Genomic DNA, 20,290 nt, shown 5'->3' on the forward strand with positions numbered 1-20,290 from the left:
AGGGAAACAATTTATAGTCAATATAATTTATAAAGTATGACAGTAGGTGTTTTTATTATTAAGTGTTATATTTTGTGATTTATTTGAAGAAAATTTAGGGATATAGGCATAGCCACTAATAGGATTTATAACAATACATATATGCTCATTTTGGTTATTAGATAATCTTATAATACAATCATTATTAAAAGAAGCAAGTTTATCATAAACACGTGTAGCATTTTTTAAAGGCGTATATAAACGACCATAATCGTCAAAAACCAAACGTGTACTTCCCTTACAAGCACCTTCAAATAAAACTTTAGATATACCATAAGTTTTTTCTATATTGTATTTTAAATTTGCCTTGAAATCATTTTGATTTATCACTCCACTTTGACCTGAGTTCATTAATATATCAGGGTTGATAAGATCAACGGCTATTTCTCTGTCTTTGTTAATCATATTTTTACCTATGTTTGCATTACCATCGCCATTTTTGTCTAAAAAAATGGTATAGGTTTGCTCGTTATTTGTAGCAGATTTTGAGCGTATAAAATACAGTTGCCATTTAGCCTTAAACCACTCTCGTTTAGCAATGTTAAATTCTTTAACTCTAAAATCATTTTGCATTAAAGCTAAGTGTCTTGTGTATTTAATATCATTTAAAACTTGCTCAGCTCCCAAGCGCAAATAATCAGGTTTATAATAAACATAGGCCATAGAAAATAATAAAGATAATATAATACAAACAAAAACTAGTTCTATTAAAGTGAAAGCTTGTTTCATTTTATAGAATAATAAACTTTATGCTTGCCCAAACTAACATAAATCTTGCTAGTTTTTTTGCTAGAATGAAGTTCTAACTTACCTTTAGAAATACCATAGAATTTAAGTCTTAGGGCTAGTTCTTTATCTTGTGTAGCAATATGCGTGAGATTATGTTGTTTTAAGTTTAGAGCTAGTTCTTTGGCTATGTGATAATCATAGGCAAAATGTTTTTTGGGGTCTTTTAATAAATAATAAAAATTTTGATTAAAAACAATACCAAGATAAAAAAATAATAAAAATATCAAAGAACATTCTATAAAAATTTTATGTTTTAGGCGCAATTGTGGCATTCTTGAACGGTAAGAAGACATTAAATAACGAATTAACAAAGGAGTACAAACCACACAAAAAGGTAAAAAATCTTCTAAAAAAAGTCTTTGTCTTATAGAAAAAATTAAACAAAAAACAAAAGTGCTTGCACTAATAAACCATAAAAGTGGCTTATCATCTTGCAAAAGAATTCTATAAACAACATAAAAAAAATAAAGAAAAATTAAAGGAGAAAAACAAGCTGCAAAAATACCCAAAGTATCCAAAAAATACCCCTTAGGTTTTCCACTTGCATCAAACCCATAAACACTCATTACAATAGCAAATAAAATCAAAGAGCATATAATAAGTAATTTATCTTTTTTATAAATTGCATAGAAGAAAAAAGACAAGTATAAAATTGCAAAATTTCCATCTACAAAAAGAACTAAAACTAATAAAACATAAAATAAAAATATTTTCTTATATTCAAATAATACTAAAATTAAAAGTGTGAAAAATATCACAACGCTTGATTCATTAATAAGTAAAGCGCTAGCTACACTACCAGGGAGTAATATAAAAAGCACCACAGAAATAAAGGCATCAAAAGAAGTTTTGGTATATTTTAAAGCTAAAATGTATAATAAAACACAACTTAAAGAGTGCAATAAAACAAAAGGTAGTCTTAACCCAAAGTCATTTTGGCCAAAAAGAGTAGTACCAAATCTAGCGATCATAGCAATTAAGCTATGATCATAAAAATAAATTTGTGCTTCATTGTAGCTTATAGATAAAGTGCTTATGCCATACAATAAAGCACAAAAATCAAAAAATAAAACGGCTAGCAAATACCTTTTCATTTTTGATTAGTCAAGTTTTACAGGACCATTACTTGCATGAGATTGTAAAAATCTTAAAATTCTATCTTTTTCTGCGTCAGTAATTTTTGCAAAACCTTGCATAGCAGATAAGTATGCATCCCATTCTTCCATTAAATGTTCTTTTGGTTTATGCGCTGCGTGACAACTTGTACAAGTATCATAATAAGTTAATTCTATCTCATCCCAGGCAAGAATTTCTTGATCGGTTAAATCTTTACTTTTAACTAAAAATTCCATTTCATTGCTTGCATTTTTAGCATTTAAAGTAAGTAAAAGATAAATTCCATCTTTGGTATAAGCAAGGCTTTTTGGATTTGACTCCACAACCTCGCCTTTAACTTTAATTAAAGAATATTCACCCTCTTCTTTTACAAGCTCCACTTTAGAGCCTTCATAAATTTGTCCTATTGCTTTTTTACTAGCACTATCTAAAAGATCTACTTTTTCATTAAAAATAAACATATCTTTAGCAAATAAAGCACTAGCTAAAAAAGTCAATACTAATATAATTTTCTTCATTATTAAGCTCCTATAATTTCTGGTGGCGTAGTTGAGTTATAAGGTTTTATAACTTCTTTTAGTTTTTTAATACCCACTAGACAAGTATTTACACTAGTTGCTTGAGCCATAGTTGAAGTTGGTCTTGAGCTTGTTAAAACATTTACATGACCTGCATTACATCTTGGCTTGCTATCGCTTACATCTTCAGGATCATACCAAGCACCCTCTTGAATGCTAATAACCCCTTCCATGATATTATCTGTTACAAAAGCACCTGCCAAAAGTGATCCACGATCATTATACACTTCTACAACTTCCCCATGGGTAATACCAAGTTTTTTAGCATCATTTGTATTTATCATCACAGGCTCTCTACCTTGAATTTTATACAAATCTCTCACCCAGGTATTATCAAGTTGAGAATGCACTCTATATCTTGGGTGTGGGCTTACTAAATGAAAAGGATATTTTTTAACTAATTTTTCATTACCCAACCACTCAGCTGGTTCAAACCAAGTTGGATGTGCTTTAAAGTCTTCCAAGTTATATTTTTCAAATTTTGGTGAATAAATTTGAATTTTTCCACTTTCTGTTGCAAGTTTATTTGCTACAGGATCAGCTCTAAATTCAGAGTGTCTTACGAAATTATAGGCTTCTTTTGGAGTTTCAAAATGAATAAAACCTTGTTTCCAAAAATCAGCAAATTCCATATAATAAGGGCAATCACTTCTACCATAAAAACCTTCAAGCCATTGTTGTTTAGTTTTACCACCAGTGAATTTTTTATGTTCTCTTTCACCTATTCTTTTTGCTAATTCTTCAAAAATATCATAGTCATTTCTACTTTCAAAATAAGGTTCGATTACTTTTTTCATAGCATAAACATAATCTTGAGAATAAGAACCACCAAAACTAATATCATCTCTTTCTAAAGTTGTAGTTGAAGGCAATACAATATCAGCCATTTTTGCCATAGGTGTCCACCAAGGCTCATGGACGATTAATGTATCAAGTGTTCTTAAAGCTTTAATAAGCTCATTTGTATCCGGATGGTGGCCTAATACAGAAGCACCCACTACATACATCATTTTGATTTTTGGATAGGTGATTTCTTTACCTTTAAACTTAACTGTTTTACCAGGATTTAAAATTGCCTCTGAAACCCTACTCGCAGGAATATTAGTATCGAGATTATTTTTACCTTGTGGTAAGCCTACTGGTAATCTTACACCTGAAAACGCTTGTCCACCACCTGAATAATGCATAGAAAAGCCAAATCCACCACCAGGTAGACCTACTTGACCTATCATTGAAGCTAAAACCATTAAAGTCCAATCAGCTTGCTCACCATGATGCGCTCTTTGCATAGCCCAGTTACCTGCTAAGAAAGTTCTATTTTTCACAAAAGTATCTGCTAATGCGGTAATAACTTTTTCTTCAACACCGGTAATATTTGCAGCCCAAGCTGGAGTTTTATCAATACCATCAGTTTTTCCAAGCAAATAAGGTAAGAATTTGTCAAAACCATCAGTATATTTTTCAATGAATTTTTTATCGTATTTTCCACTTTTATATAAATAATTCATCATACCAAGCATTAAAGCTACATCGGTATTTGGACGAATTTTAATCCACTGGGCATTTAAAATTTCTGCTGTTTGAGTGTATTGAGGATCAATTGTGATAAATTTGATATTTGATTTGCTGTATTTTTTATAATACTCATCATTACCACGATTTGCAACTTTAAAGTCAATTTGGTTACATTTATAAAGATCAGCTCCCCATAAAACATAAACTTGGGTATTTTCTAAGATAACCTCGTGAGAAGTTTGCAAAGAATAAACTTCTAAATCCCCTACTATACTAGCATTAACTTTACCAGCAGCTCCATTGCTATACTCTCCATCAGTGCCAATGTGACCACCTAAAGCAGTGTTAAAAAATCTTCCTGCTACTGAGTTACAATTGTGCAATAAACCTACATGCCCCCAAGCACCATAACTTGCGTTAAATAAATTTTCAATAGGAGTTTCTTTTAATTTTTGCAATACAAGCTCTAAAGCTTTTTCCCAACTTACTCTTACAAAAGGCTCTTTACCTCTTAATTTAGGTCTTTTTTTTCCTTCTAAAAAACTTTTTCTAACACAAGGATACTTTACCCTAGTATCTGAATAAGTTCTATCAATGATAGCATCAGTGATAATAGAAGGATGTTTGTCAGATTGTTGCGGTGTAACTTTTACAAGTTTTCCTTCTGAATTTACTTCAGCCCAAAAAGCACCAAAGTGAGTTGCGTGAGGAATTTTTTTAGTATCATAAAATTTAGTTCCCTCACTTGCAGCCATTAAAGGATTAACCGAAGCAATCGCTGAAGTAGCAGCAAGTCCTTTTAGAAATTTTCTTCTTGTTAAACTCATAAGACATCCTTTCTTAACAAAATAAAGTCAAAATAATATTATATAACATTTGTATTTGATTTAAAGCTAAATTTTAATACTCCAAAAAAAGTCAATCCACTCTTTAGCTTCTTTTATATAAAACTCAGGGATTAGTAATGCTGAAGGTTTATAAAAAACACTTGCTACTTTGAGCTCTAAATGAGGATATTTTTCCATTAAAACTCTTTTGATTTCTATCATAGTTTCACCACTATCTATAATATCATCTACCAAAAGAACTTTTTTATATGAACTAAGATCAGGAATGTTGAAAATTTTAATCGTATCTAACTTTTGGGTATCTTCATAATGAATAGAATTTAAAGAAAATAAATTTCTATTTCCCATACCTTCTGCTAAAAAATGACCTAAAGTCATACCACCTCTTGCAATGGCAAGTAATACATCAGGATTAAATTCTTCCTTAATTTTGCGCGTAAAAGGAATAATTTCTTTTTGAAATTCTTCATAAGCATAATAATACATAATCACTTCCTATAAAAATTGTAATAAAAATACTAACAATGAAATCGCACTTAATACAATAATACCGAGGTTAATTTTATCAAATTCTTTTTGCATGATACGCATAAATAAATACGCAATAAATCCAAAAGCAAAACCCGTTGTAATAGAATAAGTCAGCGGCATCATAATAATAATAAAAAACGCACTTACTGCTATAGCTTTATCTTTAAAATTAATATTTGCAACTTCCATAAACATTAAAACACCAACAAGCACTAAAATAGGATAAATAGAATTTGCAGGAATAGCTTTAAATACTGGCAATAAAAATAAAGTAAAAACAAAGCATATAGCAGTAACCAAAGCTGTAAGCCCTGTCCTACCACCTGCTTCCACTCCTGCTGAACTTTCTACAAAAGCAGTTACAGTAGAAGTTCCAATAACAGCTCCCATAGCCGAACTTGCTGCATCAGCACCTAAGGTTTTACCTAATTTTTTCTCACCTTGTTTTGGATCATTAAATATTTTTCCTCTTGAGCCTACACCTGTGATTGTACCCACACTATCAAAAAGCTGAGTAACAAAAAAAGTAAGCACTATAGGAATCATACTAAGTTCTAAAGCTCCTTTAATATCAAGCTTACCAAATATAGCACTTAAGCCATTATCTCCACTAATAACTGGTAAAGATAAAAGTTGCTCTGGAAACCTAGCTCCATCAATACCAAAAATCCAAGCACACAAAGCACTCACAAAAACAGCTAAGATAAATGCAGCTTTAATCCTCCAAGCCCAAAAAACAAAAACCAAAAACAAACCAAATAATCCAAAAAGCACTTTAGTGCTTGAAAAATCACCCAAACCTACTAAGGTTGCTTCGCTTTTGGTGATAATCCCCATTTGCACAAGTCCCATAAAGGCTATAAAGGTTCCAATACCTGCTGATATGGCTTTTCTTAAATCATTTGGTATGCTTTTTATCACCCAAATTCTAAAATTAGTAAAAGATAATAAAGTAAAAACAATACCTGATAAAAACACAGCCCCTAAAGCACTTTGCCAAGGAATTTGATAAGTATTACACACACTAAAAGTAAAATACGCATTTAGCCCCATACCCACGCTCATAGCCACAGGAGTATTAGAGAAAAAAGCACTAAAAGTAGTAGCTATAATAGTTACTAAAGCAGTTGCAACAATTAAAGCTTCTAGTGGCATACCTGAATTACTCATAATATTTGCATTAACCGGTATGATATAAATCATTGCTAAAAAAGTAGCAATACCTGCATAAATTTCAGTTTTTACATCACTATTATGTTCTTTAAGTTTAAAAAAATCCATTTTTATCCTTAATAAGTTTTTAATTCATTATACAAACTATCTCGTTCTATCGCTATATAACCTGAGCTTTGAATCGTTTCTATAAAAGTTTTTAAACTCAAGCCATTTGAACTTTTTGCCCCACCTGCACTTTGTATACTTTCTTTTTCTATAGTACCATCTAAATCATTTGCACCAAAATCTTGAGCTACCATAGCTAAATTTATACCCATAGTTGCCCAGTATGCTTTAATATTTTTAATATTATCAAGCACTATCCTTGCAATAGCTAAGGTTTTTAAAATTTCTACCGAGCCAAGTGGTTTTTTACCTGTAATAAAACTGTTATCTTGTTGCCAAACTAAAGGAATGAAAGCATTAAACCCACCGGTTTGATCTTGAAGATTTCTCAATCTTATCATATGATTAATTCTATTTTCTCTGCTTTCTATATGCCCAAAAAGCATTGTGGCGTTACTTTGTCTACCTTTTTCATGCCAAAGTTTGTGAATTTTCAACCAATTTTCACTACTTACCTTACCATGACAAATTTTTTTTCTAATTTCTTCATCAAAAATTTCAGCCCCACCACCTGGCATAGAATCAACGCCGTATTCAAGCATTTTTTCTATCACTTCTTCATAGCTCATATTAAAAGCTCTACTTAAAAAATCAATCTCAGCAGCAGTTAAGGCTTTAATATGTAAAAATGGGTATTTTTCTTTAATCATTTTAAAAATTTCCAAATACCACTGCCATGAAGTGTTTTTATTATGTGCTGAAACAATATGAATTTCTTTTGTGCCTCTTAAAACTGTCTCATCGACTATTTTCATTATCTCTTCGTGCGACATAGTGTAAGGATTAGGATTTTTTCTGTGTGCTGAAAAAGCACAAAATTTACAAGTATCTGCGCATATATTTGTAGGGTTAATATGGCGATTGATATTAAAATAAACCTTTTTACCGTGTAAATTAGTTCGAATTCTTTGTGCGTATTTACCTAAAGTAAAAAGCTCTAAATCCCAAAGTTTATTAGCTTCTTCTTCATTTAATCTTTCTTGATTTTCTAGTTTTTCTATAATTGTTTGCATATTCTTACCATTTTTTAAATTTAAATTACAATTATAGTTTCTACTTACTTAAAATTTAATACAAAGTATTTTTTGGTATGATATTAAAAATCAAAATAAAGGGATTATTGTCAAAAATGAATATGCAAAAAATTCAAAATTTAAAAAATTCTTTAAAAGATTATGAAGCTTATTGTTCTAGACTTTTTTTAAAACAAGGCTCATTTAGTTTTTATCACTCTAAAGAAATTGATCGTTTTATAGAAGATGTTTATGAGCTTGTTTTGAATGATTTTTTCGATGATTATTTTCCGCATAATGATAAATTCCCTTTTTGTATTATCGCTATTAAACAATATGCTAAAATGAATTTAAGTATAAAAGAAAATGTTGATTTATTGCTTATTTATAAAGATATAAAAGCTTACAATATCAAGCCTTTAATGAAAGCATTTATCACTTCTTTAAATGATATTAATTTAAATATCAATTATCAAATTTGTGAAATAAATGGACTTTACAATATAGCTAAAAATGAGTTAAAACAAAATATTTTACAATATCGTTATATTTGCGGATCTAAAATTTTATTTAAACAAATCAAAGAAAAAATTTCTCAAGCTCAAGATGAGTTAAAAGAAGAATTTGCTTTGAAAATCTTGCAAGAATTTAACCCTTATCATCAACCTTTAATCAAGCAAGAATTTGATATTAATAAAAATTTTGGTGGTTTAGATGAGCAACTTGATATAGAAAATTTAAGTATTTTGTTTAAAGATTCTCCTAAAAACTATATGCTTAATTTTATCAACGAAAAAGAATTAAGTGAATTTAAGCTTGCGAGTGATTTTTTATTTTCACTTAAATGTGCAATGAATCTTTTAGAAGGCAAAAACACTAATTTATTTTTAATACAAAATTCACAAGAACTTGCTAACTTAATGCAAAAAAAAGAAAAGAAAAATTTAGATCTTAAATCCATACTTATTCAAAAAGCTATGCAATGTATGCAAACTTGTGGAATTTATACGCAATTTTTAGCAAGGTGTATCCAAGAAAAACACTATAAAGATAGTAAGCTTTATGAAACACAAGATAGCTTTTTTACTTATTCTAGCGAAAGTAAAAACCTAAGCTTGATATTAAATCAACTTTTAAAATTAGATGATAAAGATTATAATTTTGATATCAAACTCATTTTTGCATTAAAAAGAGCAGAAAATAAAGATGAAAATCTAGAATTATTCAAGAAAATTTTAGAAAGAAAACATTCTTTTGCTCTTTTAAAACTTCTTGCTGATGCTAATGTTTTAAAAGATTTTTGCAAACCTCTTACTCAAAGTAAATTTTTACTCGAAGAAGAAGGTATTTATAGTGCATTAGATAGAGCATTACTTTGCTTAAAATACTTTGAAGAAAAAGATTATGACTTTGATGAAAATACACTTTTAATAATAAAACTCACCATACTTTTAAGTGCTATTCACGAAGAAAATGAAATTTCTTTAGCAAATATTTACAGGGCTTATGTAGGAAAATTCCAAGTTGATAATGAACTTTTAGATTTTGGCTTAAGATTGTATAAAAATTTTAACGCTTTTAAAGACATTATAGAAAAAGAAGATATTTATAATTCTACTATTGTGTTAAATTTTATTTCCAAATTAAATGATATAAATACCTTAAAAACCTTACATCTTTTATCTTTTTGCAATGCTAAAGCTTTGGGTATAGAAAATCATTTTTATTATAAAAGCCTAGAAAGATTATTTCAAAATGCGCTAGAAGGCTTTGAGGATGAGAATTTAATTGATGAGAGCCAAAGAAGAGTAAAAAAAGAACAAACTCTAAAAAGAAGTAAGGCTTTTTTAGATCTTGATGAACAAACTCAAGATAATATCACTCATATTAAATCTAATCTCTTTTTTATAAAAAATAGTTTTGAAAAAATCATTAAAATAGCACAAATTGCACAAAAAGAAAATTTTACTTTTTGGCTTGATAATCAAGATAATTTTACTTTAGAATTAATTATGAATAGAAAAAACAATCTTGAAAATATACTCAACACTTTAAGTTCTTTAAATTTAATCTTTATGAGTTTCTTTGAATTATTTGATGAAAAAGTTTATTTGAAATTTGAATATTCAGATATAGTAAGCGATACTCAAAAGCAAAGTTTAGAAAATTTACTAAATTCTAAATTGCATTTAAAAGTACAAAAAAAGGCAAAAAAACCAAACATTAAAAAAGATGAATTAAAATTAGATATGAATTATTCCAAAAGCTATGCCAAAATAACCTTAAACACAAAAGATCAAAAAGGTTTGATGGCTTATGTGATGGATGTACTTGCAAGATATGATATTATCTTAAGTGCAGCAAAAATTCAAACCATAAAAGAAAGAACGCGAAATGTTTTGATTTTGCATAAAAATGAAAGCTTGCAAGATCATAAAGATCAAATTCTTAAATCACTAATAAGCGAGTAAAAGATGTGCGGAATAGTAGGATATATAGGAACCAAAGAAAAGAAAAAAATCATATTAGAAGGCTTAAAAGAGCTTGAGTATAGAGGTTATGATAGTGCTGGCATAGCAGTAATGAAAGATGGAGAATTAGATTTTTTTAAAGCGGTTGGAAAATTAGAAAATTTAGCTAATAAAACTGCTAATTTTAATAGTGATGGCTTTGGGCTTGCTATAGGTCATACGCGTTGGGCAACCCATGGAAAACCAACTGAAATAAACGCTCATCCGCATTTAGGACAATACTCTTGTGTAATACACAATGGAATCATAGAAAACTACCAAGAATTAAAAACAAAACTCACACAAGAGGGTATTAATTTTCTAAGTCAAACCGATACTGAAGTTATTGTACATTTATTTGAATACTATGCAAGCAATTTAGAACCATTTGAAGCTTTTAAAAAGACTATAGCTGAACTAAAAGGTGCTTTTGCAATCTTGCTTGTAAGTAAAAAAGATCCTAATACAATTTATTTTGCTAAAAATGCAGTGCCACTCATCATCGGAAAAAATGGCAATGAGAATGAATATTATTTTGCATCAAGTGATGCGCCTTTAGTTTCTTTAGTGGATAAAGTAGCTTATCTTGAAGACGGGGATTATGGATATGTGAATTTAAACGAATGCAAAATTTGCCATGATCAAGCTTGCATACAACCTACTTTTGTAGCTTTAAGTCAAGATAAAAGTTATGCTCAAAAAGATGGTTATAGATTTTTTATGGAAAAAGAAATCTATGAGCAAAGTAGAGTTTTAGGCGAAGTTTTAATGGGACGCTTGCAAGGTGAGCAGATTGTTTTTGAAGATATAGATGAAACTCTTTTACAAAACATAGATGAAATCACACTTTGTGCTTGTGGTACAAGCTATCATGCAGCATTAAGCGGGGCTTATTTGCTTGAAAGACTTGCAAAGATTAAAACTAAAGTTGAAGTAGCAAGTGAATTTAGATACAGAGAGGCCATTATAGGCAAAAATACTCTTTTTATAGTAATATCTCAAAGCGGTGAAACAGCTGATACACTAGAAGCTTTAAAAATAGCAAAAGCACAAGGAGTTAAAACTTTAGCAATATGTAATGTGGATAATTCTAATATCGTGCGTTTGGCTGATATATCATTACTTACTAGAGCGGGCATTGAAAAAGGTGTGGCTTCAACTAAAGCTTTTGCCACTCAAGTAGCAACCTTATGGATGCTTGCAATCTATCTTGCACAAAAAGTAAATTTAGATATGAGTAAAGAAATCAAAGCTCTAAGAAGCTTACCAAGTATAGTTAAAGTTGAACAAAACTTGCATGAAAAAGTACACAGAATTTCAAAAAGATACCTACATGGTCATGGCTTTTTCTTTATAGGAAGAGATGTATTTTATCCATTAGCTTTAGAAGGGGCTTTAAAATTAAAAGAAATTTCATACTTGCATGCTGAAGGCTATCCAGCAGGTGAAATGAAACATGGACCTATTGCTCTAGCAGATAGTGAGCTTTTTACCGTTGCATTAATGCCACAAAATTGCCTTTATGAAAAAACAAAATCAAATGTAGAAGAATTAGCTGCAAGAGATTCTACTTTACTTGCTATTTCTCCACTTGATTTTGATTTAAGCGATGATTTTATAAGAACTTCAAAACAAGAACACTATATGTGTGAATTTTTTGAAATGATGGTGATCTTACAGCTTCTAGCTTTAGAAGTTTCTATAAGACTTGGCAATGATGTGGATATGCCAAGAAATCTAGCAAAAAGCGTTACCGTAGAATAAATATTTTGTGTAGTTTTGGAAAAACTACACTTTTTTAAAAAAATTTATAAATACTTCTTAAATTATAAGCAAACTTTAGGGTTTATTTGGTTTAAATATCATATCTTAATTTTATTACAAGGAAAAGCCATGGAATATAGAATCGAACACGATACTATGGGAGAGATTAAAGTTCCTAATGACAAATATTGGGGTGCGCAAACTGAAAGAAGTTTTGAAAATTTTAAAATAGGTTGTGAAAAAATGCCAAAAGTTTTAATTTATGCTTTTGCAAATCTTAAAAAATCTTTGGCTTTAGTAAATAACAAACTTGGCAAATTAGACGATGCTAAAAAAAATGCTATTGTGCAAGCTTGTGATGAGATTGTAGCAGGAAAATTTGATGATAATTTCCCACTAGCAATATGGCAAACAGGTTCAGGCACACAAAGTAATATGAATATGAATGAAGTTATAGCAAACCGTGCAACTGAAATTATGGGTGGTGATTTTAGAAAAGAAAAACTTGTTCATCCAAATGATCATGTAAATATGAGCCAAAGCTCAAATGATACTTTTCCAACTGCTATGAGTATAGTTTCAGTAGAGCAAGTAGAAAAAAAACTTATCCCTGCTTTAGATGAGCTTATTGCAACTTTTGAAAAAAAAGTAAAAGAATTTGAAGGTATTATTAAAATAGGAAGAACTCACCTTCAAGATGCTACACCACTTACCCTTGCTCAAGAATTTAGTGGATATCTTTCTATGTTACTTCACTCAAAAGAGCAAATCATCACTTCTTTGCCTACATTAAGAGAGCTTGCAATAGGCGGGACAGCTGTTGGCACAGGATTAAATGCTCATCCAGAACTTAGTGAAAAAGTAAGTGAAGAATTAAGCAAGCTAATAGGTACTAAATTTGTTTCAAGTCCAAATAAATTCCATGCGCTAACAAGCCATGATGCCATTAATTTTACACATGGAGCTATGAAAGGTTTAGCTGCAAATTTAATGAAAATAGCAAATGATATTAGATGGTTAGCAAGTGGCCCTAGATGTGGTCTTGGAGAGTTAAACATACCTGAGAACGAACCAGGAAGTTCTATCATGCCAGGCAAGGTTAATCCTACTCAGTGTGAAGCTTTAACCATGGTTGCAGTGCAAGTTATGGGAAATGACGCAGCTATTGGTTTTGCAGCAAGTCAAGGAAATTTCGAGCTTAATGTTTTCAAACCTGTGATTATTTATAATTTTTTACAAAGCCTTGATTTATTAGCTGATGCTATGCATTCATTTAATATCCACTGTGCTGTTGGCATAGAACCAAATAAAGAAAAAATAGATCATAATTTACATAATTCTTTAATGCTAGTAACTGCATTAAATCCACACATTGGCTATGAAAATGCAGCTAAAGTAGCAAAAAATGCTCACAAAAAAGGTATTTCTTTAAAAGAAAGTGCTATGAAGCTTGGCTTAGTAAGCGAAGAAGACTTTGCTAAATTTGTAGATCCTACAAAAATGATAGGACCAAAAAAATAATCAAAAGACTAGGAATAATCCTAGTCTTTTCTTGAGGTTTAGTATGATTTATGAAAATGATTTTTTATTTATAGAAAAAGAAAATTCTCAAATTCCTTGGGTAAAAATTTTTACTAAAGAAAATTACAGAGAATTAAGTGATTGTCCAGCCTTTTTACAAAATATGCTTTTTCAGTATGTTTTAGCTTGCGAATTAAGCCTTAGAGAGTACTATAACCCAGAAAAAATCAACATAGCTTCCTTTGCAAACTATGTACCAAGAGTACATTTTCATGTTATGGCACGTTTTAAAGAAGATGGATTTTTTCCTGAAAGTATGTGGGGAAAACAGCAAAGAGAAATTAAGGATTTAAATTTACCCGATTTTGATGGATTTGTATCAAAATTACTTAAAAAAATAAAAAATATTTATGTTTAAAAAATTTATTAATTCTAGCTATCTAGCTTTATTAAATCATCCACTTGGAGTTATTTTTTATTTATGTTTTTGGTTTTTTATAGCATTTTTTTATAATTCATACCAAACTAGTATTTTTTTACTTTTAACCCTATTTATAATTTTTTGCGAAACATTCACTAACTCAAAAAACAATTTAATACAAAATTATAAAAACTTGAAAAATTTATGGATTGGATTTTTTGGACTAATTTTTTATATATTTTTGAATTTTATCTTTAAAAAAGATAGTGTGGAAAATAATTTAATATTTCTTACCGATAATACTTTATATATTTCCTTAACAATAGCTCTTGTGGCTTTGGTATGCGCAAGAAAATTACATGATTTCAATTATTTTCATCATTTTTTAGCTGCCCTTTTTTTTAGTGTAAGTTTTTGGATTATTTTTAGTGTATTTTTAGCTATATTTTATAGTTCGTTTAATTTTTTATTTGATATTTCTTCAAGTAAACTAAATTCTCATGTTTTGTCGTTATGGATTTTTAGCGCTGGAATTTTTTCTTTATTTTTACTTGGCAATTTTACTTCATATAATTTTAATAAAATTTTTATATTTATACTAAATATTTTTAGTGCTTTATATATTATCATGCTTTTTTCTTATAGTTTAGGAGTATTTTTTAATCTTTTAGAAAGTCTTAGTATAGTTCATTTATGTCTTTGGTTTGGTAATTTTTTATTAATTAATCTTTGGATAAATTTATCTTCTTATAAAATCAAAAAAGCATTACTCTATGCGTTTTTTATTGTAGTACTATCGCTAAATTTTTTCGTATTTTATGCTATTATAATTAGAGTTACACAATATGGCTTTACACCAGAACGCTTAGCAGTATTGGCTTTAAATTTATGGCTTTTGATTGCAAATTATCTAAGCGTGTTTAAACAAAAAGTAGCATTAAAATTTTCTTTTTATCTACTTGCACTTATGGCACTATTTTTAGGATTTTTTGCAAATTACATAAGTTTTTCTTCGCAAAAATACCAATTGCAAAAATTAGAAAACTCTATACACTCTTTAGAGCTTGACTATATTCAAAGTAAGCAATACTACAATCAAATTAAAAATATCAAAAATACCTTACACGATCTTGATAAAAATTATAATAACAACTATAGTTTTGATGATTTTTTAAAAACTTATAATTTAACTCATTTAAAGCCACAAAAGATAGAATTTCACAATATGTCCAAAAAATTTCATCCAAAATACTCTAAATTAAAAGAAAATTATGATGAAGTATTATTTGATTTTATTGTTAATACAAGTGAATTTAAATATTTTATGAAGATTGATGATAACACCTTGTATTTTTTACTTCAAGAAAAAGAACTTTTAAAGCTTAAAAATTTTGACAAAGTCTTAAAAAACTACCAGAAAAATTCACAATTAAGTTACAGACTTAACAATGGCTCATCTTTGATTTTTATCCCTTTAGAATTTAATATTAACATAAAAGGTCAAATAACTTTTTTTAAAACTCATGTTTTTATTAAAAACAGCAAATAAATCATTTAATATAACAAACTAAAATATCAAAAAAAGAAAGGTTTAAACTATGAAACAGTTGTTGTTTTTACTTACACTTTGCTCATTTGCATTTTCCACACAATGTGAGGTTAAAATAGAGCAAATTCAAAAAGAAATAGCTTATGCTAAAAATTACAATCATCAAGAAAAAGCTTTAAGTTTAGAATTAGTCTTAAAAGAAGTTCAGGCAGATTGTACAAAAGATCCTCTTTTTTATGATAAAAAATTAGAGGCTAAAAAACTTAAAGAGCAAGAGATAGAAAAAATCGAACAAGAGTTAAAAGAATTAAAAAAACAAAAAGATTATATGAGTAAAACAGAATATAAAAATAAAAAACAAGCCTTAAAAGACAAAAAAGACAAAATCAAAAAAGAGATTGAAGAATATATCAACAAGCTCTAATTTAATTCCAAATTTGCCACCATTTTTTATTTTGTTGCTTTAATTTTTGGATTAAAATATCTTTATTTTTTAATGCAAACTCATTTTCTTCATCAAGTTTTAATAATTCTTTAGTACACTCTAAAGCTTGCTCATATTCTTTTAACTCTTCTAAACACTGAATTTTTCCCACCAAAGCGTCGGTATTTTCATTTACTATCTTTAAACAATCTTCATAACATTGCAATGCATCATGAAAATCACCTAAATTTCTTAAACACTCTGCCTTATAATAATGTGTCCAATTTTGACTATCATCTAAATTTAAAGCCATGTTAAGATATTTTATAGCTTCTTTAAAATCTTGCAAATATACTTTAACAGCACCCATAAAATGATAACACTCATATGATTTTGGTTCAAGCTCACTTGCTTTTTTTGCTGCTTCAAAGCTTTCATCATATTTTCCTAAAAAGCTTAAAATTTGTGCTTTTTCTATCCAATACTCCCCAATATCATCAATTATTTTTAAGCATTCATTGATATCTTTTAAAGCTTCGTTGTATTTTTCAAGATTTCTTTTGCATTTTGCTCTATGAAAATACGACTCATCATCATCTTCGTTGCTTAAAATCACGCTATCATAACATTTTATCGCTTCTTCAAACATATAAAGATCTTCATAACAAAGTCCTTTATAATACTTTGCACCATTATGGCTTTTATCGATTTTTAAAGCCTTGTTTAAATCTTCTATAGCTTCTTCTTCTAAGCTTAAATTATATTTAGCAATTCCTCGCCAAAAATAAAGCTTAAAATTATTTTTATCCACCTTGTGTGCTGCATTACAATAAGCTATTAATTCTTCATAAGATTCAAGTTCTTTTGCACAATATGCCCTTTCAAATAATACATCTTTTAAATCAATATAATCTTTATATGTTTTTATAAGTTCATTGTATTCATCCATAGCTTCTTGAAATCTTTCAAGTCTACTTTTAATCCAAGCTCTTTGAGAAAGGGAATTAGCATAATCTTGGGTATTATTTTGCTTTTTATAATATTTAACAGCTAGCTCGCTATCTTCTAAAGCTTCCTCATATTTTTCAAGATCAGATTTTAAATAAGCCCTATTAAAAAATACATCGGGATATTCTTTTTGATATTTTAAAGCTTTTTCATAACTTATCAAAGCTTCATCATATTTGTCTATTTCATATAAACTATTGCCCAAATGATAAAAACCATAAGGAACTGCGTGTTCAAGTTCTGCTAATTCTGATGGAGTAAAATCGTGTTTTCTTGCTCTTTCTTGATAATATTTAGCTGCTAAATCAAAATCCTCTATAGCCTCTTCAATCATTTTTAGATTGATTTTAGTATTGCCTCTATTAATATATGCTTGGGCATATTCTTCATAAAGCTCAATTGTTTTATCATAATACTTCAAAGCTTGCTCATAATCTTCTAAATCATACAAAACCCTAGCCAATGCAAAACATGGATATTGCAAATTTTCATCTAATTCAATTGATTTTTTAAAAGCATCTATTGATAATTCTATCTTTTCTAAGTCTTTATAAATATGTCCCAAAATTAAGTACGCCATTGCATTTTCACTGTCTAGTTCAATAGATTTTAAGCAATCTTGCAAAGCTCCTTCTAAATCATCAACCTTGCGTTTATTATTAGCCCTTTTATAATACGCATCAGCAAAACTCTCATCTTGCTCAATCATCTTGGTAAAAAATTCTATAGCTTTTTGATAATCTTCTAAATTCTCATAAGCTACCCCTTGATAATAAAAAATCTGCGAGGATTCAAAGCCTAAATCTTGAGATTTTTTAAAATCAATTAAAGCTTGTTTTGGATCAACACTAAGCAGAGCAATAGCTCTAGTATAATAAGCTATATAATATTCTGGAGCTAAATCAATACAAATTTGCAAATCTTTTAAAGCTTTTGCATGTTCATCTAAAAGTATATAAACCCTAGCTCTGTTAAAATATGCTAAATAATATGCATTATCTAGCGCTATAGTTTTATTAAAAGCTAAAAGCGCTTCTTGTAATAAATCTAATTTAAAATTACACAAGCCCAAAAGATTAAACAAAAATACATTACTAGAATCAAATTCTACAGCTATAGTTGCATCTTCAAGTGCTTCTTGAAATTTCAAGCAATTAAATCTACAAAACGCTCTATTATGATAAGCCTCTAAAAGCAAACGCTCTTTATCCTCATCATCTATAAAAATCACTTTACCATCTTGAGCAAGCGTAACTTCACCTTTACAAAAAGCTATAAGCTCACTTAAGACTTCGTCACACTTTTCAAATTCTGAATTTTCAAAATATTCTTTAGCTAAATCTGATAACTCAGTAATTAAATTATCCAATTTTATTTCCTAGTTTTGATTTTCTTTGTTTAAACTTTTTAAAAATTCTTCTATATTATATTTTGCCCTATAAGTTTCACTCATTAAGTGAATCAAAATATCACCTAAATCAAGCACAGTCCATTCTTCACTACTTTCTATATTTAAAAACTCTTCACCCTTGCTTTTAAGATTAGTTTTTAAATCATCAATCAAAGAAAGCGCATGTCTTTCCCCCATAGTAGTAGCAATCACTACAAATTTGACAAAATAATCCCTATCTTGCATATCAAAGGTTTCTATTAAATCTGCTTTTTTATCATCTAAAATTTGCACTATATTATTAATTCTTTCTTGCATTGTTTTCCTTTTATTAAATATTTTTAAATTTAGAATAATAAAGCTTAACTTCTTCTTTGATTTGCTCACAAACTTGTGATGTTTGCAAGGTTTCTCTTATAAAAGAAGAAGAAATATCTACTTTAGTATCTAAGATTTTAAAATGTTTTGGTATAAAAATATCATCTCTTTTAGCTACAACAAATTCTACCAAATTTTGCAATCTTTCAAATTCATGCCATTTTTCAAGACTTTGTAAATGATCAGCTCCTAAAATAAGATAAAATTTAGAAATTTCATATTGTTTATACAAAAAATCAACACTTTCTATACTAGGCACAGGTCTTTGTTTTTTTATTTCAAAATCACAAATTTCAACTTTTTCCAAACCTCCCCAAATCATCTCACACCATTTTAAGCGTCTTTGCTCATTTGCGGTAAATTCTTGCTTAAAAGGACTAATAAAAGTGGGCATAATAATGAGTTTATCAAGCTCTAAATTTGCTAGTGCATTAAAGACTATAGCATTATGCCCTAAATGAGGTGGATCAAAACTGCCACCAAAAAGTGCGATTTTCATTAAAATTTAACCTTTTTTTAGTAGAATTTTACCTACTTAATCATAAAAAGGAAATGAAAATGGCTGTAAAAGTTGCAATAAATGGTTTTGGACGCATTGGAAGATGTGTTGCAAGAATTATTATGAAGCGCGATGATATCGAACTTGTAGCGATTAATGATACTACTGATATAGAACTTACTAAATATCTTTTCAAATATGACACCGTTCATGGGGTATATGATGGTAGTGTTGAAAATGATGGCGATGATTTAATAATTGATAATAAAAAAATAAAAGTTTTAAAAAGTAGAAATGTAGCTGATTTAGACTTTGCAAAATATGGCGCACAAATTGTTTTAGAATGTACTGGCGCACACTTAACTATGGAAAAATGTCAAGGATTTTTAGATCATGGGGTGCAAAAAGTTATCATGAGTGCACCCGCAAAAGATAAAACTCCAACTTATGTTTTAGGGGTAAATGCTCACGAATATAAAGGCGAAAACATCATCTCAAATGCAAGTTGTACTACTAACTGCTTGGGTCCAATTTGTAGAGTTTTACAAGATAATTTTGGCATAGAAAAAGGTTTAATGACAACTATTCATGCATATACAAACGGGCAAAGCATTATTGATGCAAAAGCAAGAGATAAAAGAAGATCACGTGCTGCTGCACAAAATATCATCCCTACTTCAACTGGTGCAGCAAAGGCTATGAAGCTTGTTATGCCTGAACTTGATGGAAAATTACACGGTCAAAGCATGCGTGTACCTGTAGCTGATGTGTCAACTGTGGATTTAACTGCAACTTTAAAGAAAAAAGTAAGTAAAGAAGAAATCAACGAAGCCTTTAGAAAAGCAGCTGCTAGCAATTTAAAAGGTATATTATTAGTAGATGATGAAGAAAGAGTTTCAAGTGATTTTATAACTTGCTCTTATGGTGCGATTGTAGCAAGTGATTTAACTCAAGTTATTTGTGATGATTTTGTTAAAGTAGTTGCTTGGTATGACAATGAATGGGGATATTCTTCTCGTTTAGTAGATATGGCAGTATTTGTAGCAAAGGCTTAAG

Annotated in this window: 17 protein-coding genes; 7 read left to right on the top strand and 10 right to left on the bottom strand. The window is 29.1% G+C overall.

Annotated features, from left to right (window positions below; all coding sequences use genetic code 11):
* Positions 1-27 precede the first annotated feature (27 nt).
* The 7 genes from L8W55_RS01515 to mqnE form a co-directional block, all read right to left on the bottom strand.
* Positions 28-768: a Tfp pilus assembly protein FimT/FimU gene (locus L8W55_RS01515; RefSeq protein WP_263676997.1), complete on the bottom strand. Its 741-nt coding sequence runs from the start codon at positions 766-768 to the stop codon at positions 28-30.
* Entirely contained in the window at positions 765-1,922 is a 1,158-nt protein-coding gene (locus tag L8W55_RS01520) for a hypothetical protein (protein ID WP_263676998.1), read from the bottom strand. The genes L8W55_RS01515 and L8W55_RS01520 overlap by 4 nt, the downstream gene beginning before the upstream one ends.
* Positions 1,923-1,928: 6 nt before the next feature.
* A complete protein-coding gene (locus L8W55_RS01525; RefSeq protein ID WP_263676999.1) occupies positions 1,929-2,462 on the bottom strand; it encodes a hypothetical protein in 534 nt (177 codons plus the stop codon).
* A 2-nt stretch (positions 2,463-2,464) separates the two neighbouring features.
* Positions 2,465-4,864: a molybdopterin guanine dinucleotide-containing S/N-oxide reductase gene (locus L8W55_RS01530; RefSeq protein ID WP_263677000.1), complete on the bottom strand. Its 2,400-nt coding sequence runs from the start codon at positions 4,862-4,864 to the stop codon at positions 2,465-2,467.
* 66 nt (positions 4,865-4,930) lie between these two features.
* Positions 4,931-5,371, bottom strand: coding sequence for a phosphoribosyltransferase (locus L8W55_RS01535; RefSeq protein WP_047208056.1), 441 nt, complete (start codon positions 5,369-5,371; stop codon positions 4,931-4,933).
* 9 nt (positions 5,372-5,380) lie between these two features.
* Positions 5,381-6,697, bottom strand: a complete 1,317-nt coding sequence (locus L8W55_RS01540) for an NCS2 family permease (RefSeq protein ID WP_263677001.1) — start codon at positions 6,695-6,697, stop codon at positions 5,381-5,383.
* A gap of 8 nt (positions 6,698-6,705) precedes the next feature.
* Complete coding sequence (mqnE, locus tag L8W55_RS01545) at positions 6,706-7,770, bottom strand: aminofutalosine synthase MqnE (RefSeq protein ID WP_263677003.1); 1,065 nt, start codon at positions 7,768-7,770, stop codon at positions 6,706-6,708.
* Between the two features lie 116 nt (positions 7,771-7,886).
* Here mqnE and L8W55_RS01550 point away from each other — a divergent pair, with 116 nt between their 5' ends.
* The 6 genes from L8W55_RS01550 to L8W55_RS01575 all read left to right on the top strand — a co-directional run bounded on the left by L8W55_RS01550 (position 7,887) and on the right by L8W55_RS01575 (position 15,959).
* Positions 7,887-10,241 (top strand): nucleotidyltransferase, encoded by a 2,355-nt coding sequence (locus L8W55_RS01550; RefSeq protein ID WP_263677096.1) that lies wholly within the window; start codon positions 7,887-7,889, stop codon positions 10,239-10,241.
* Between the two features lie 3 nt (positions 10,242-10,244).
* Positions 10,245-12,044 (top strand): glutamine--fructose-6-phosphate transaminase (isomerizing), encoded by a 1,800-nt coding sequence (glmS, locus tag L8W55_RS01555; RefSeq protein ID WP_263677005.1) that lies wholly within the window; start codon positions 10,245-10,247, stop codon positions 12,042-12,044.
* Positions 12,045-12,173: 129 nt separating this feature from the next.
* Positions 12,174-13,565, top strand: coding sequence for a class II fumarate hydratase (gene fumC, locus L8W55_RS01560; protein ID WP_263677007.1), 1,392 nt, complete (start codon positions 12,174-12,176; stop codon positions 13,563-13,565).
* 43 nt (positions 13,566-13,608) lie between these two features.
* Entirely contained in the window at positions 13,609-13,983 is a 375-nt protein-coding gene (locus L8W55_RS01565) for an HIT family protein (RefSeq protein ID WP_263677008.1), read from the top strand.
* A 271-nt stretch (positions 13,984-14,254) separates the two neighbouring features.
* Positions 14,255-15,535, top strand: a complete 1,281-nt coding sequence (locus tag L8W55_RS01570) for a DUF4153 domain-containing protein (RefSeq protein WP_263677009.1) — start codon at positions 14,255-14,257, stop codon at positions 15,533-15,535.
* Between the two features lie 49 nt (positions 15,536-15,584).
* Positions 15,585-15,959 (top strand): DUF1090 domain-containing protein, encoded by a 375-nt coding sequence (locus tag L8W55_RS01575; RefSeq protein ID WP_263677010.1) that lies wholly within the window; start codon positions 15,585-15,587, stop codon positions 15,957-15,959.
* A 1-nt stretch (position 15,960) separates the two neighbouring features.
* On the opposite strand, the gene L8W55_RS01580 is transcribed toward L8W55_RS01575, so the two are convergent.
* Genes L8W55_RS01580 through nadD form a run of 3 tightly spaced genes read right to left on the bottom strand, consistent with a single transcriptional unit; the run spans position 15,961 to position 19,234 of the window.
* Positions 15,961-18,336, bottom strand: a complete 2,376-nt coding sequence (locus tag L8W55_RS01580; RefSeq protein ID WP_263677011.1) for a tetratricopeptide repeat protein — start codon at positions 18,334-18,336, stop codon at positions 15,961-15,963.
* Positions 18,337-18,345: 9 nt separating this feature from the next.
* Positions 18,346-18,675 carry a ribosome silencing factor gene (gene rsfS / locus L8W55_RS01585; RefSeq protein ID WP_257912880.1) on the bottom strand — a complete coding sequence of 110 codons (330 nt, stop codon included), beginning with the start codon at positions 18,673-18,675 and terminating at the stop codon, positions 18,346-18,348.
* A 13-nt stretch (positions 18,676-18,688) separates the two neighbouring features.
* Entirely contained in the window at positions 18,689-19,234 is a 546-nt protein-coding gene (gene nadD / locus L8W55_RS01590) for a nicotinate (nicotinamide) nucleotide adenylyltransferase (protein WP_263677012.1), read from the bottom strand.
* Positions 19,235-19,293: 59 nt separating this feature from the next.
* Here nadD and gap point away from each other — a divergent pair, with 59 nt between their 5' ends.
* Positions 19,294-20,289, top strand: coding sequence for a type I glyceraldehyde-3-phosphate dehydrogenase (gene gap / locus L8W55_RS01595; protein ID WP_039628046.1), 996 nt, complete (start codon positions 19,294-19,296; stop codon positions 20,287-20,289).
* Position 20,290: the final 1 nt, after the last annotated feature.

Source organism: Campylobacter sp. FU_520, from assembly GCF_025772385.1.
Lineage (GTDB): Bacteria > Campylobacterota > Campylobacteria > Campylobacterales > Campylobacteraceae > Campylobacter_D > Campylobacter_D lari_C.